Source organism: Stenotrophomonas sp. YJH_SMC_138, from assembly GCF_059369855.1.
On record NZ_JCAFTB010000002.1, the window covers coordinates 468,649 to 483,883 of the forward strand.

Consider the following 15,235-nt stretch of genomic DNA (forward strand, 5'->3'; position numbering starts at 1 on the left):
CCCGGCCCCTGTGCCGCGCCCGACCACCTGCGAACCGATCCCGTGAAATTCTTCGTCTCCTGCGCCAAGGGCCTGGAATACCTGCTTGCCGATGAACTGTCGGCCCTGGGCCTTGGCAAGGCCACTGCCACCATTGCCGGCGTCAACGCCGAGGGCGAACTGGCGCAGGCGCTGCGGATCGTGATGTGGTCGCGCCTGGCCAGCCGCGTGCTGTGGCCCATCGACGAGTTCGAGTGCCCGGATGAGCAGGCCCTGTATGACGGCGTGCGTGCGCTGCCGTGGCACGAGCACATCACGCCGGAGATGACCCTGGCGGTGGACGCGCACGTGTCCGGCGACAAGATCACCCACGCCCGCTTCGCCGCGCAGCGGATCAAGGACGCCATCGTCGACCGCATGCGCGATGAAGGCCTGGAACGCCCCTCGGTCAACACCGATCTGCCCGACGTGCGCGTCAACCTGTCGCTGCGCAAGGGCCGTGCCTCGTTGTCGATCGATCTCGGCGGCGGCCCGCTGCATCGCCGTGGCTGGCGTGGTGCTGCCCACGAGGCACCGCTGAAGGAAAACCTGGCCGCCGCGCTGCTGCTGCGCGCGCAATGGCCGCGCCTGCACGCTGCCGGTGGTGGCCTGCTGGATCCGATGTGCGGCAGCGGTACCCTGCTGATCGAAGGTGCGCTGATGGCCGCCGACGTCGCTCCCGGCCTGATGCGTCATGGCAGCCTGCCGCCGAGCCGCTGGCTGGGCTTCGACAAGGCCGCCTGGAAGTCCATCCAGAGCGAAGCACGTGAGCGCGAAGCGGCCGGCCTGGCCGCGCTGAAGCCAGTCATCCACGGCAGCGACATCGATCCGACCGCGATCCAGGCGGCACGCGAGAACGCCGAGGTCGCGGGCGTCGCCCACGCGATCCGCTTCACGCGCGCCGACGTGGCCGACCTGTCCGCGCCGGAGCAGGAGATCGGTGCGGTGGTCTGCAACCCGCCGTACGACGAACGCCTGGCCGCCGATCCGGCGCTGTACCGCGCGCTGGGCAACGCCCTGCAGAAGGCGGTGCCGCAGTGGCGCGCCAGCCTGCTGTGCGGCAACGACGAACTGGCCTTCGCCACCGGCCTGCGCGCCGGCAAGAAGTACCAGATGTTCAATGGTGCGCTGGAGTGTGCGCTGATCGTCTGCGACCCGATCGCCGTGCCGGGCCGTGATCCGGCACAGCCGCGCGAGCTGAGCGAAGGCGCGCAGATGGTGGCCAACCGCCTGCGCAAGAACCTGAAGAAGTTCAAGAGCTGGCGTGCCCGCGAAGACATCACCTGCTTCCGCGCCTATGACGCCGACCTGCCGGAGTACGCGGCCGCCATCGACGTCTACGAGGAAGACGGCGGCAAGCGCCGTACCTTCCTGCACGTGCAGGAATACGCCGCACCGGCTGCCATTCCCGAGAACGACGTGCGCCGCCGCCGCAACGAGCTGCTGGCCGCTGCGCGCGAAGTGTTCGGCGTGCCGCCCGAGCAGGTCTCGATGAAGTCGCGCGAGCGCGGCAAGGGTGGCAGCAAGTACGGCCGCTTCGAGCAGCGTGACGAGTTCATCGTGGTGCGCGAGAACAATGCACTGCTGCAGGTGAATCTGTTCGACTACCTGGACACCGGCCTGTTCCTCGACCACCGCCCGCTGCGCCGGATGATGGCCGAGCAGGTACGTGGCAAGCGCTTCCTCAACCTGTTCTGCTACACCGGCGTGGCCAGTGTGCAGGCGGCGGTGGCCGGTGCCGCCAGCACCACCAGCGTCGATCTGTCGGCGACCTACCTGCAGTGGTGCTACGACAACCTGGCGTTGAACGGGCAGGGCGGCAACCAGCACCTGCTGGTGCAGGCCGACGCGATGGCGTGGCTGGAGGGCGACCGTGGCCAGTACGACGTGATCTTCTGTGACCCGCCGACCTTCTCCAACTCCGCGCGCGCCGATGACTTCGACGTGCAGCGCGAGCAGATCAAGCTGCTGCGTGCAGCCGTGGCGCGGCTGGCGCCGGGCGGCGTGCTGTACTTCTCCAACAATTTCCGCCGTTTCAAGCTGGAAGAGAACGCCATCGCCGAATTCGCCCAGTGCCGCGAGATCACCGCGCGCACCATCGGCCCGGACTTCGAGCGCAACGCGCGCATCCACCGCGCGTGGGAATTGAAGCGGTTGGGGTAATCGCGACGCCCGGGGTCGGATCCCCTGCGCGAAGCGCAGGGGCTCTGACCCCATCCGGATCTACGCACCAGGGGTCAGAGCCCTTGCGCTTCGCGAAAGGGATCCGACCCCGGTGGCCCGGCTACAGCACCGCCACCACCAGCCCCAGCACCGGCAGCACGATCGCCAACGCCGCGATCCACTTCGGCCGGTACGGGTACAGCCCGAACGACAGCGCCAGACCGCCCAGTGTCATCGTGCCCAGCCACAGCACCGGGCCCATCGCCCAGCCGTGGTCGATCACGCACAGCGCGAACGCCACCGTCAGCAGGGCCCAGCCCAGCACGCGCCACTGGGTGCGCCGTGCGGGCGTGGCTGCGGCGCTGCCGTGCAGGTCGTGCTGGTGCTTTTCCATCGCCAGCGACAACGCGGTGAACGCGGAGAACGACAGGGCCAGTGCCAGCAGCATCATGCGCTGGCCTCCGCTTCGGCGGTTTCCGCAGCGTCCACCGGGGCCCTGGGTGCTGCTGCGGCGGCGGCGCGCTTCTTCTTCTCGGCCGCGCTCAGCGGTGGCGTCCAGCGCTGCATGCGCCAGCCGCACAGCGCCAGCATCGCACCGAACGCGATCATCGACAGATCGACGCCAGCCAGTACCCAGTCACCGCTGCGCAGTGTGATGCCAAGATGCGCGTGCGTGGTCAGCGCGTTGACCACCGGTACCAGCGCGAACGCAGCCGCACCCAGGTACAGCTGCCACGCCCACATCATCCGCTTCGGCCAGATGAAGGCGGCCAGCAGCGCGCCGCCCCAGGCGTAGAAGAACACGCTGGCCTCCGCACTCGCGCGCCCGGCGATGTCCAGCGGCAGCAGGCGGTTGCCCCAGAAGTAGGCCGCGAAAGCGATCGGCAGGCCGGCCACGGTGCCGATGTTCAGCGCATCGACCAGGCGCAGGCCGAAGCCGGTGCGCCCACTCTTGGCATGCTTCGGCCGTTCCTTCACCGCCCACAGCACCACGCCGCTGGCCACCATCAGGCAGCCGACCAGGCCGGACAGGAAGAACAGTGCACGCAGGCCCCAATCGGCGAAGCGCGCCAGGTGCAGGCCGTACAGCACGCCACGGGTGGCGGTGGCGCCGCCGGATGGAGGCGTTTCCTCCAGCAACGTGCCGTTGACCATGTTGTAGCGAACGGCGGGAGTGTCGGTGGACAGGCGCTTGCCGTCGCGTTGGCGGATGTCGATCACCGCATTGGCCGCCCCCGGGTTGGACACGGTGAAGCCGGCCACTTCCACGCCGTGCCAGTGCGCACGTGCGCTGTCCAGCAGCTGCGCGATCGGCAGCGGCGTGGCGCGTCCTTCGGCCGGCGCGGTCACCTCCGGCATGCCACCGAAGGCTTCGCTGAAGAACTTGTCTTCGTCCTGCGGGTAGGCGACTTTCACCCCCCACGGCAGGTACATGACCATCAGGGTGACGATGCCGGTGTAGGTGATCATCGCGTGGTAGGGCAGGGCCATCACCGCGCTGACGTTGTGGAAATCGAGCCAGGAACGCAGGCCCTTGTCCTTGCGGAACGTGAAGAAGTCCTTGAAGATTTTCTTGTGGGTGATGACGCCGGTGATGATCGCCACCAGCATGAACATCGCGCAGAAGCCGACCAGGTAGCGCGCCCACAGCACCGGGATGTAGTGCAGGTCGAAATGCAGGCGGTAGAAGAAATCACCGCCCCGCGTTTCGCGTGCCTTCAGTGCCTGGCCGGTATTCGGGTCCAGCGTGGCTTCGCCGAAGCCACCGCGACGGCCGCGACTGGGATCGGCCAGCTCCGGTGGCAACCGCCAGAACATCTGCATGGCCGGGTTGCGCGGCTGCGGCAGGGTGACGAACCAGTTCCCGGCCTGCGCCGCATTGGCCTGCAGGTAATCCACGGCGCGCTGCGCGGCGACATCGATGCTGACCTGGCTGGACGGAAGTTCCGGTCGCATCCAGCGGCTGATTTCCTCGCGATAGTAGCTGGCGGTGCCCGCCATGAAGATCAGCAGCAGCAACCAGCCGACCAGCAGGCCGGTCCAGGTATGCAGCCAGGCCATCGACTGGCGGAAGCCGTTCTTCATGCCCAGGCCCCCAGCAGGCGCGCAATGGCGGCCATCAGCAGCGCGGGCGCGAGGATGCCCACCCAGGCGCGCAGCGCGCTGCGGGTCGCGAACGCCCACAGCGCTGCGCAGGCGGCCACCAGGATGGCCAGCAGCATGCCGGTCAGCACGGCCTGGCCGCGCGCACCGGGCAGCGCCACCGCGCAGAACACGCTGGTGGCCGAAGCCAGCGCGTAGCCGCCGAAGATCGCGGCCAGCGAGCGTGACAGCACGCCCCAGCGTGGATTGGAGAAGAAGGTGCGGGGGCTGGCGGTTGCGGGCGAGCGGTCCACGGCGTTCCTGCAGGTAGGGGAGGGGATGGAACGCGTCCGCGGCCCCCTTGCGCCCTGCGCATGTCGCCCAGCGTGTCCCATCGACGAAGCACTGCCCGCGCAGGCGGGCAATCCAGAGGTCGGGGATGTACACGGGCGATGGGCGCGTCTTCCGCGCCCGCTTGGCTAAGCGTACAACCGATCAGTAAATGATAGGCATTCGCATTTTATGAATCAAGCATGATGATCCGGGGGCGCACCGGGGCCTAGAACCTGAACACCACTGTCGCCGCATGCAGCAACAGGCCGATCAGCCCACCCACCAGCGTGCCGTTGAAGCGGATGAACTGCAGGTCGCGGCCCACGCTCAGTTCCAGCTGTTCGACCAGATGGCGCTCGTCCCAGCCCTTCACGGTCTGCGCGATATGCGTGGTCACACCCTCGCGCAGGCGGCCGGTCAGGCGTTGCGCACCTTCCAGCAGGTGCTGGTTGAGGGCCTCGCGCAGGGCCGGGTCGGCCTGCAGGCTGGCGCCCAGCGAGGCGAGGCTGCGCTGCAGGTGTCCGACCAGCGCCGAGTCCTCGCGCTGCAGGTCGTCGCGCAGGCTGGCGTGGATGCGCGCCCACAGCCCTTGCACGTAGTCCTGCAGGGCGGGGTGGTCGATCATTTCCCGCTTGAGCTGTTCGATGCGCTCGGCCAGGGCCGGGTCCTCGCGCAGGCGCTGCACGTAGTTCTGCAGCCAGGTCTCGTAGTCCTGGCGCAGCGGATGCTGCGGCTCGGCCAATACCTGCTGCAGTTCTTCCAGCACCGCCCGCGCCAGGCGCTCGGCCAGGCTGTCGCCGATCTCATCGATCGGCTTCACCCAGTTCACCGTGCTCGACAGCGTCGGCCATTCGCGCTGGATGTAGCGCACGATCAGCTGCGAGGCGCGTTCCTTCACTTCTGGCTGTTCCAGCCAGCGGCCGAGCCGCTGCAGGCCCTCGTCCAGCACGCGCTGGTGGCGCCCGTCGGCGGTCAGCAGGGCCAGCAGCTCACCGGCGGTGGCGGCGGCATTCCACTGCCGCAGCTGCTGCACCACGAACGCATGCAGCTGCCGGCGCACCGCTGTCTCGTCGAAGAAGTCCAGTGCCTGCAGGGCCCAGCCGCGTGCCATGTCCGCCAGCATCCGCGAGCGCGCCGGGTCGGCCAGCCAACTGCCGAGGCGGCTGGCCGGATCGAACACCTGCAGCTTGGCCAGCAGCACCTGCGGTTCCAGGAACTGGTCACGCACGAACAGGGCGAGGCTGTCGCCGATGCGTTCCTTGCTGCGCGGGATGATCGCAGTGTGCGGAATCGGCAGGCCCATCGGGCGCCGGAACAGCGCGACGACGGCGAACCAGTCGGCCAGTGCGCCCACGGCTGCGGCCTCGCAGAACGCCGAGACCCAGGCCCAGATGCCGCGTTCGCCCTGCCAGTGGCTGACCGCGAATCCGGCCAGCATCAACAGCAGCAGGCCCAGTGCGAGGGCTTTCAGGCGTCGCAGCTGAGCGCGGCGCGGATCGTGGGCAGGCGTCATGCCGGAAGTCTAACCGCAGCCCGGTGACGCCTGTCTGTAGAGCCGAGCCCATGCTCGGCTGCCTTGCGCGTGGCAAAGAGCAGCCGAGCATGGGCTCGGCTCCACAGAAGCGCGTCGAGAGCGCTTACAGCGCTTCCAGTTGCTTGCGCAACGCAGCCAGCTGCGCGCGCAGGGTGTCGTTCTCGCGGGTCAGCGCGACGACGCGGCGGCGCAGTGCCGGGGCATCCTCGCCCAGTTGTTCCAGCGCCGACAGCACTTCGGCGTCGCGGCTGGCGATCTGCTCCTCGTCCGGTTCCTCGAAGTCCATCTCGGCCGCTTCCGGCTTCGGTGCGCGCGGCTTGCGCTTGGACTCGCGCACGCGCTTGGCGGCCTGCTTCAGCTCGTCCTTGCCACCGGCGGCGGCGGCGCGCTGCTCTTCTTCCGGCAGGTCGGCCACGGCGGCGGCGGCGCTGATCGAGATCACGCCGGCCTTGACCGCTTCCACCACCTCGGCGGCGGCCTGGGCGTGGATGCGCTCGATCATGCCGACCTGGCTGGTGCTCAGCTTGGCTTCGCGCGCCAGCTCGGCGCGGCTGATCTTCGGTGCCGGTTCCCACGGCGGACTGTCTTCACCGGTCTCATCGGCGACGTCGGCGGTGCCATCGCTCTCGCGCTGCAGCTGCGCCTGCTCGACCTGCTTGCGGGCGGCCAGGATGTCGCGCTTGCGCAGCGCCAGCACGCCGCGCTGGAAGTCGGACACGCTGCGGCGGCCCAGATGCTGTTCGATCATCCACAGGTGCACGTCTTCCATGCTCTGGAAGCGGGTGTTCTGCACGGTATTGAAGGGCAGGCCATGCTTCTGGCAGATGCCGAAACGGTTATGGCCATCGACCAGTACATTCCCCCACAACACCAGCGCATCGCGGCAGCCTTCGGCCAGGATGCTGCGCTCCAGCGCGTCATGTTCGTCCGCGGTCAGCGGGTCGATGTAGGCCTTGAGTTCTTCTTTGACGACGATATCCATGGGCACGGCAGCGAGCAGGAGCGGAACCGCCCATTGTACCCGCTCGCCACCACCGGCCCGGGCTCAGGCGGTGGCCCGGATCATCTCGCCCAGGGTGCCGGTGATCTGGTCGATCTGCGCCTTGTCCACGATCAGCGGCGGCGACAGCGCGATGATGTCGCCGGTGCAGCGCACCAGCAGTCGGCCGTCGTGGAAGCAGCGCCGGTAGACCTCGTAGCCCCGGCTGCCCGGCGCATCGCGGCGAGGCGCCAGCTCAACCGCGCCGACCAGGCCGAAGTTGCGGATGTCGATCACGTTGGGCAGGCCCTGCAGCGCATGCAGTCGTTCCTGCCAGTACTCGCCCAGCTCGATGGCGCGCTCGAACAGACGCTCCTCGGCATAGACCTCCAGCGTCGCCAGCGCCGCGGCGCAGGCCAGCGGGTGCCCCGAACAGGTATAGCCATGGAAAAGCTCGATGGCCTGTGGCGGTGCCTGCATCAGGGTTGCATGCACGGCGTCGCTGGCCAGCACGCCACCCAGCGGTACCGCGCCGTTGCTGACCGCCTTGGCGAAGGTCAGCAGGTCCGGGGTGACCCCGAAGCGCTGCGCGGCGAAGGGCATCCCAACCCGGCCGAAACCGGTGATGACCTCGTCGAACACCAGCAGGATGCCGTGCTGGTCGCACAGTTCGCGCAGGCGCTGCAGGTAACCCGGTGCGGGCAGGATCACCCCGGCTGAGCCGGCAATGGGTTCAACGAATACGGCGGCAATCGTCGAGGCATCATGCAGCGCGATCAGCCGTTCCAGGTCATCGGCCAGCTCCGCGCCCTGGCGTGGCAGGCCCCTGCTGAACGCATTGCGCGGCAGGTCCAGGGTGTGGCGCAGGTAGTCGACGCCGCCCAGCTGCAGGCCGAACGGCTTGCGGTTGTTGGGCAGCCCGCCCAGCGCCATGCCGCCGAAACCCACCCCGTGGTAGGCCTTCTCGCGGCTGATGAAGCGGGTGCGCTGGCCCTCGCCGCGCTGGCGGTGGTAGGCCAGCACGATCTTCATCGCGGTATCCACCGCCTCGGAACCGGAGCTGGTGAAGAACACATGGTTGAGCGGGCCCGGCGCCAAGGCGGCCAGCCGCTGCGCCAGCGCGAAGGCCGGCGGCGAGCCCATCTGGAAGGCCGGCGAATAGTCGAGCGTGCGCGCCTGCTCGACGATGGCCTCGACGATGCGCGGCCGTGCATGGCCCGCGTTGCAGCACCAGAGGCCGGCGGTGCCATCGAGGATCTGGCGGCCGTCGACATCCTCGTAGTGCATGCCCTCGGCACGCACCAGCACACGCGGCGCGGCCTTGAACTGGCGGTTGGCGGTGAACGGCATCCAGTACGCCTCCAATGACTCCGGGCGTCGGGTGGCCAGATCGTGCAGGTCGCTCGCGGAACGCTTCATGCCAGCTCCATCGGGTCCGATGGGGGAAATGTAGCGCAGCCACGTCACGGTGGAGTCGCGGCCGCGCCGGTATAACCGGGGAAACTGTTCCGAGGAGCCCGACATGGCCGACTTTCCCGACCGCAGCCACTGGCAGGCACTGGCCCAGCAGCTTTCGATACCCGGACAGGCCTTTATCGAGGGTCGTTACACCCACGCTGCCAGCGGCGCGCGCTTCGACTGCATCAGCCCGATTGATGGTCGCGTGCTGGGGGTGGTCGCCGACTGCGATGCACAGGACGTGGAGCGCGCAGTGGGCGCGGCGCGGCGTGCCTTCGATGCGGGCCACTGGTCACAGGCCAGCCCGGCCCATCGCAAGCGCGTGCTGCTGGCGTTGGCGGCGTTGGTGGAAAAACACGCGGACGAGCTGGCCCTGCTGGAAACCCTGGACATGGGCAAGCCGGTGCGTGATGCGCGTCGTATCGACCTGCCCGGCGTGGTGCGCTGCCTGCGCTGGACGGCCGAAGCGGTGGACAAGCTGTACGGTGAGGTCGCGCCCACCGGCCCGCATGAGCTGGGCCTGGTCACGCGCGAGCCCGCCGGCGTGGTGGCGGCGATCGTGCCGTGGAATTTCCCGTTGCTGATGGCGTGCTGGAAGATCGCGCCTGCATTGGCCATGGGCAACTCGGTGGTGCTCAAGCCTTCCGAGCGCTCGCCCCTGAGTGCGTTGCGGCTGGCGGCGCTGGCCGCCGAAGCGGGCCTGCCGGAGGGCGTGCTGAACGTGCTGCCGGGCCACGGTGCGCGCGTCGGTGAGCCGTTGGCCCTGCACATGGATGTGGACGTGCTGGCGTTCACCGGCTCCACGGCCACCGGCGCGCGGCTGCTGCAGTATTCAGGGCGGTCCAACCTCAAGCGGGTCTGGCTGGAGTGTGGTGGCAAGAGCCCGCACGTGGTGTTTGCCGATGCCCCCGATCTGGATGCCGCTGCGAAGGCGGTGGCACGGGGCATCTTCTTCAACCAGGGCGAGGTCTGTACTGCCGGGTCACGGCTGCTGGTGCAGCGCTCGATCCGCGAGGATTTCGTGCACCAGGTGGTTGCCTACGGCCAGCACATGCAGCCGCGCCACCCGCTTGACGCCGACGCACCGATGGGCGCGCTGGTGGATGCCGCGCATCTGGACAAGGTGATGGGGGATATCGTGCGTGCCGAAAGCGAGGGCGCCCGCCTGCTGCTGGGCGGTCATCGCGCCGATGTCGAGGCGGGCGGTTGTTATGTGCAGCCCACGGTGTTCGATCAGGTGAGCCCCGACCAGGCATTGGCGCGCGAGGAAGTATTCGGGCCGGTGCTGGCGGTGCTCGGCTTTGACGACGAAGCCGAAGCGGTGCGCCTGGCCAATGACAGCCGCTACGGCCTCGCCGCCGGCCTGTGGACGCGCGATCTTGCCCGCGCCCATCGCGTCGCACGCCAGCTGCGCGCCGGCAGCGTCTGGGTGAACGGCTGGGATGGCGGTGACATGACCGCCCCGTTCGGTGGCTACAAGCAGTCCGGCAATGGGCGCGACAAATCGCTGCATGCGTTCGACAAGTACAGCGAGATCAAGGCCACCTGGATCCAGCTGTAACGGCGTCGGGACTTGCGCCCACCTGTGGAGCCGAGCCGATGCTCGGCTGCATTTCGTGGAATGTGGTCGAGCAGGGGCGAGAACCTGCAGAACAATGGCGCCTGCCACCCTCGTTGGCATCGGTGTCGGCTGAAACCATCGTCCCGTGCGGCCACCGGCCCGTGGCAGAATCGGGCGATCCGCCGTTACCCGTGTTGCCGATGTCGACGATCACCGCTGCCGCACCGCCCGTGAACTCTCCCCGCCGCGTCCTGTTGGCCAGCCTGATCGGCACCACCATCGAATTCTTCGATTTCTACATCTACGCCACGGCCGCGGTGCTGGTGTTCCCGCACCTGTTCTTCCCGGACAGCAGCGAACAGGCGGCGCTGTTGCAGTCACTGGCGACCTTCGCGGTGGCGTTCATCGCACGGCCGGTCGGCTCGGCGGTGTTCGGCCATTTCGGCGACCGCATCGGCCGCAAGGCCACCCTGGTCGCCGCGTTGCTGACCATGGGCCTGTCCACGGTGCTGATCGGTCTGCTGCCGACCCACGCGCAGATTGGCCTGTGGGCGCCCGCGCTGCTGGCGCTGTGCCGCTTCGGCCAGGGCCTGGGGCTGGGCGGCGAGTGGGGTGGGGCGGTGCTGCTGGCCACCGAGAACGCGCCGCCGGGCAAGCGCGCCTGGTACGGCATGTTCCCGCAGCTGGGCGCGCCGATCGGTTTCCTGTTGTCGGCGGGCATTTTCCTGGCGCTCGGCCGCTGCCTGAGCCAGGACGACTTCCTGCAGTGGGGCTGGCGTATTCCGTTCGTGGCCAGCGCGCTGCTGGTCGGCCTGGGCCTGTGGGTGCGCCTGAACATCCATGAGACGCCCGACTTCAAGCAGGCACTGGAGCGCAAGGCGCCGGTGCGGCTGCCGATGTGGACGGTGCTGCGTGACCATCCGGTGGCGATGCTGCTGGGCACGCTGGGGGCGTTCGCCACCTTCGTGCTGTTCTACCTGATGACCGTGTTCAGCCTCGGCCATGGCACCGCCGTGCTGGGCTACAGCCGCGAGCAGTTCCTGCTGATGCAGATGGCCGGCATGCTGTTCTTCGCGCTGGGCATCCCGTTGTCGGCGCGCTATGGCGACCGCTGGGGCACGCGTCGCACGATGATCGTGGCCAGCGTGCTGATCATCGGCTTCGGCGTGCTGTTCGCTCCGCTGTTCCAGCCGCACAGTCCCTGGCTGGTCACGGCGTTCCTGTGCCTGGGCCTGTTCCTGATGGGGCTGACCTACGGCCCCTGCGGCACCTTCCTGGCCGAGATCTACCCGGTGGAAGTGCGCTACACCGGCGCCTCGCTGTCATTCAACCTGGCCGGCATTCTGGGTGCGGCGCCGGCGCCGTACCTGGCCACCTGGCTGGCGGAACGCTTCGGCCTGGTCGCGGTCGGCTACTACCTGTGCCTGACTGCGGCAGCGACCCTGTGCGCGCTGGTGGCCCTGCACCGGCGCGCGCTGCGGCTCAGCCAAAGAAGCGCTTGAGCGTGCGCCCCAGCCAACCGCCGCCCTGGTGTTCGCGGGCGAACTGGTTCAAGTGCGCCTTGACCTGTTCGGCGTAGGCCTGGTCATCGCCGCGGATGTGGTTGAACAACCAGCGCGAGAGCATGGTGCGCAGTTCATCGCTGATGTCCTCGCCGGCCTGGAAGCGCATGCGGTACTCCGATACCCGCTTGATGAAGACTTCATGCACGCGCTTGTGCGCGGCACAGAACGGATAGCCCGCTTCCTCCATCAGTTCTTCCTCGAACGCGAAGTGCGACATGGTGTAGTCCACCACTTCGTCGATCACCTCGCCCACTGCCGCACGCTGCATGCTGGCCTGGGCCACGTGCAAATGGTTGAGCATCTCGATGATGCGGCGGTGTTGTTGGTCGATCACATCGATGCCGATGTTCAGATCGTCCTGCCAGACCAGTAGTGCCATCCCCGGCTCCCCTTCATGCGTATGTCGGGGCTGACTGTAGAGCTGCCGCGCTGGCGCGGCGTTGATCTGGATCAAGGCTGCCCGGTCAGGTCAGCGCGGACTCGCGCGGGCGCAGCGGGCTGGCCACCGTGGTGCAGCTGACCCGGTTGCGGCCGCCGGCCTTGGCCAGGTACAGCTGGCGGTCGGCTTCGGAGATCAGCCGATGCAGTGCATCGCGCTGCGGGCGCAGGCAGCACAGGCCGATGCTGACCGTCATGCGCAGGGTGGCAGTGCCGATGTCCACTTCCAGCGCGGCGATGCGCTGGCGCAGTTCCTCGAAGTACAGCAGGGCCTCGTCCTGCTCCATGTCCGGCACCAGCAGGCAGAACTCCTCGCCGCCGAAGCGGGCGGTCAGGTCGTGGCTGCGGGCATGCGCGGCCACCGCACCGGCCACCGCGCGCAGCGCGTCATCGCCGGCTTCGTGACCGTAGGTGTCGTTGATGTGCTTGAAGTGGTCGATGTCGATCATTGCCACCGCCACGCACTGGCCATGCAGCTGCAGTTGCGGCAGCTGGCGCTGGCTCTGTTCCAGGAAGCAGCGACGGTTGGGCAGGCCGGTGAGGAAGTCGCGGGTGGCCAGGTCCTGCAGCGTGCCGATCAGCTCCAGCTGATCCACGTTCTGCGAGACCCGGCAGAAGAACTCCTCGCGCGAGAACGGCTTGCGCAGGAAGTCGTTGGCGCCGTTCTTCAGGAAGCGCGGGATCAGCGAGGCATCGGTATTGCCGGAAATGCCGATCACCGCCACCTTGTCGCGCGAGCGCAGGGTGCGCAGGCGGCGGGTGAACTCCACGCCCTGCATGCCCGGCATTTCCTGGTCGACCACGGCCAGGCGGATCGCAGGATGCGCGTCGATCGCGGCCAGGCCCTCGTTGCCGTCAGCGGCCTCGTGCACCTCGTGGCCATACATGCGCAGCAGGGCGGCGGCATAGCCGCGCGCGGACGGCGAGTCGTCCACCACCAGTGCCGCAATGCGCCGGTTGCGCTCCAGGCGCTGCACCAGCCACACCAGGTAGTCGATGCTGCCCGGCGTGTTCTTCAGCACGTAGTCGATGATCTGCTGCTGCAGTACGCGCTTGCGCAGATCCTCGTCGTAGACGCTGCTGACCACCACGGTGGGCAGGCCGCGCCTGAGGAAGAACTCGACCACCGCGTCGCGGTCGCCGTCGGCCAGCACCAGCCCGGTCAGTACCAGGAACCAGCCCCCATCCTCGCTCAGCAGGCGATCGGCCTCGGCCAGGGTGGAAGCGATCACCACCGGCAGTTCCAGGCGCTGCTCGATGGCCTCGCGCAGCATGCCGGTGAACGCACGGGAGTTTTCGACCAGCAGGATCCGCTGCGGCAGCGGATCGGCCAGGTCGCCATCGACGGCGGCCTGCGGCAGGACGGGCATGATGCGGTGGCTCACGAGGGAGGGACTCGGCACGGATAGCGGCGGTTTCGGGTGCAACTTTAGCCGGAGCAGCGTGCCCTGCGCGTCGTTCACCGATCAGGCAGGCGATGCGAATGCCGCCGCTGTACCCGCAAGCGATTCGTGCAGGACGAGCCGGAGCCGGTTGCCACGGCAATGCACCGTGCCGCCGTAGGCCATTATCCGGCCGGCCAGACGCTCGATGGCCTGCTGAACGGTCCGGTTCGACAGCGTGCGACCGCGGTCAAGCAGGCCAACGACCACCACGATGCCGCGCCGGTCGCCCGCCTGGCCGCTCCGGGCGCGCACGCTGACCTGTCCCGACTCCAGTTCCAGCAGCAGTGACACCGCCTCGATCAGCGAGCGATAGATGGCGAGCTGCAGGTCGACAGTCAGCAGGCAGGGGTTGCCCTCCAGCCGGGGCGGAATCACGCGATGGGAGTTGTCCCAGCTTTCGCATGCGCCGCTAACCCGCAGCGCGATATACAGCCCAACCTGCTCCAGCCCCGTGGGGTAGACCAGACTGGCCTGTTCACGGAACAGCCGCGAGTGCACGGATGAGGCGTGCTGCAGGCTGTTGGCCACCGCATGATGCCCCTGCGCCTTCAGCCAGCTGACCATCTCGCCGAGCGAGCTGTCCATGCCTTCGCCGAGTTGCTTGAGATGGGAGGCGCGCTCGCGAAGCTCACGCTCACGGGTCTGGTGCGAACTACGTGCCAGGCGCAACGCGGTTTCCTCTGCCAGTCCACGGCACCGTGCACGCTCATGGTGATAGCTGATGCTGGACCCCAGGGCGAGCAGTGCGACACTCATCACGGCCATGTTCTGCTGGGTGGCGAAGGTGCCCAGGTCGAACGAGGACGGTAGGCCGGTGCTGGGTGTGGCGAAATGGAGTGGAAGGTTCAACAGCGGAATCGCGATGGCAGCGCCACGCCACCCATGCATGAAGGTCAGGGCGATCGCTGGGAGGGAGGACAGCAGTACCAGGTGGGTGCGTGTGGTGTGGGCGCTGATGGCCGTAAGCTGCATGCACAGGCCCAGGACCAGCATCACCAGGATGGCCGTGACCGTAGGCGCAGCAAAGCGGCGCGTCCAATTGGGGGCCGCGTGTCGTCGCGACCAGAGGAATGCCAACGGCACGAGGGTGATGATGGCGGCGAAGTGGCCAAAGATCGTGCGATCAACTGCGCTAAGCAGGTTGCTCGGCGGTGGGTTCGACCACAGAGCAAATGAAATGCCCATATTGAGAGCCGGGACGAACAACGCCATGCAGAAGGTCAACGACAGCAACCAGAGGCCGGTGGCGGACTCCGATGGCATTCTAATGCGATGCAGGTAGACCACCAGCATCGCCACCGGCATCAGCAGCGTCGAGGCCAGGATGACCCAGGCCAGGCCGTAGCTGTCGATCATGGGAATGCGCAAGGTTGCGAAGTACGCGTACTCGCCAAGCAGCAGGTAGGGCCACAGGCGGGTCGGGACGATCAGTAGTGCCGCTGCCCGGATGCCCGCGGGCAGGAAGAACTGATCCAGCGAGAACTGACGCGAGGCAAGGCAGCCCAGGGCGTAGACGGCCGCGAGTGCGATTCCGACGGGTCGGATCCGGAAGCTCAGTTCAATTGCTTCTTTGAATCGGTCCAAGCCCGCGCCTCTCATCTCCCGGCCAATGATGACTGACCACTTCCGCAGACACTATCGACAGTTGGAGATGGGTGC

General features: G+C 67.9%; 12 protein-coding genes. 3 read left to right on the forward strand and 9 right to left on the reverse strand.

Annotation, left to right across the window (positions count from 1 at the left end):
• Window positions 1-42 precede the first annotated feature (42 nt).
• Window positions 43-2,181, forward strand: coding sequence for a bifunctional 23S rRNA (guanine(2069)-N(7))-methyltransferase RlmK/23S rRNA (guanine(2445)-N(2))-methyltransferase RlmL (gene rlmKL, locus AC5P7I_RS07275; RefSeq protein WP_046429770.1), 2,139 nt, complete (start codon window positions 43-45; stop codon window positions 2,179-2,181).
• Window positions 2,182-2,302: 121 nt separating this feature from the next.
• On the opposite strand, the gene AC5P7I_RS07280 is transcribed toward rlmKL, so the two are convergent.
• The 6 genes from AC5P7I_RS07280 to aptA form a co-directional block, all read right to left on the reverse strand.
• A complete protein-coding gene (locus AC5P7I_RS07280) occupies window positions 2,303-2,632 on the reverse strand; it encodes a DUF3325 domain-containing protein (RefSeq protein ID WP_046429772.1) in 330 nt (109 codons plus the stop codon).
• Window positions 2,629-4,266 (reverse strand): PepSY-associated TM helix domain-containing protein, encoded by a 1,638-nt coding sequence (locus AC5P7I_RS07285; RefSeq protein ID WP_046429773.1) that lies wholly within the window; start codon window positions 4,264-4,266, stop codon window positions 2,629-2,631. The genes AC5P7I_RS07280 and AC5P7I_RS07285 overlap by 4 nt, the downstream gene beginning before the upstream one ends.
• Entirely contained in the window at window positions 4,263-4,577 is a 315-nt protein-coding gene (locus tag AC5P7I_RS07290; RefSeq protein WP_046429774.1) for a DUF3649 domain-containing protein, read from the reverse strand. The genes AC5P7I_RS07285 and AC5P7I_RS07290 overlap by 4 nt, the downstream gene beginning before the upstream one ends.
• A gap of 245 nt (window positions 4,578-4,822) precedes the next feature.
• Complete coding sequence (locus AC5P7I_RS07295; protein WP_046429775.1) at window positions 4,823-6,109, reverse strand: DUF445 domain-containing protein; 1,287 nt, start codon at window positions 6,107-6,109, stop codon at window positions 4,823-4,825.
• 124 nt (window positions 6,110-6,233) lie between these two features.
• Window positions 6,234-7,112 carry a ParB N-terminal domain-containing protein gene (locus AC5P7I_RS07300; RefSeq protein ID WP_014646555.1) on the reverse strand — a complete coding sequence of 293 codons (879 nt, stop codon included), beginning with the start codon at window positions 7,110-7,112 and terminating at the stop codon, window positions 6,234-6,236.
• Between the two features lie 63 nt (window positions 7,113-7,175).
• Window positions 7,176-8,528 (reverse strand): omega-aminotransferase AptA, encoded by a 1,353-nt coding sequence (aptA, locus tag AC5P7I_RS07305; RefSeq protein ID WP_014646556.1) that lies wholly within the window; start codon window positions 8,526-8,528, stop codon window positions 7,176-7,178.
• Between the two features lie 103 nt (window positions 8,529-8,631).
• Here aptA and AC5P7I_RS07310 point away from each other — a divergent pair, with 103 nt between their 5' ends.
• A complete protein-coding gene (locus AC5P7I_RS07310; RefSeq protein ID WP_046429777.1) occupies window positions 8,632-10,128 on the forward strand; it encodes an aldehyde dehydrogenase in 1,497 nt (498 codons plus the stop codon).
• 200 nt (window positions 10,129-10,328) lie between these two features.
• Window positions 10,329-11,630, forward strand: a complete 1,302-nt coding sequence (locus AC5P7I_RS07315) for an MFS transporter (RefSeq protein ID WP_032961593.1) — start codon at window positions 10,329-10,331, stop codon at window positions 11,628-11,630.
• On the opposite strand, the gene AC5P7I_RS07320 is transcribed toward AC5P7I_RS07315, so the two are convergent.
• From AC5P7I_RS07320 to AC5P7I_RS07330, 3 genes are all read right to left on the reverse strand, one after another.
• Window positions 11,611-12,072, reverse strand: coding sequence for a bacteriohemerythrin (locus AC5P7I_RS07320; RefSeq protein ID WP_004151683.1), 462 nt, complete (start codon window positions 12,070-12,072; stop codon window positions 11,611-11,613). The two genes, AC5P7I_RS07315 and AC5P7I_RS07320, sit on opposite strands and share 20 nt — an antisense overlap.
• Before the next feature lie 85 nt (window positions 12,073-12,157).
• Entirely contained in the window at window positions 12,158-13,501 is a 1,344-nt protein-coding gene (locus tag AC5P7I_RS07325) for a diguanylate cyclase (RefSeq protein WP_046429784.1), read from the reverse strand.
• A gap of 96 nt (window positions 13,502-13,597) precedes the next feature.
• Window positions 13,598-15,160 (reverse strand): MASE1 domain-containing protein, encoded by a 1,563-nt coding sequence (locus AC5P7I_RS07330; protein ID WP_046429786.1) that lies wholly within the window; start codon window positions 15,158-15,160, stop codon window positions 13,598-13,600.
• Window positions 15,161-15,235 lie beyond the last annotated feature (75 nt).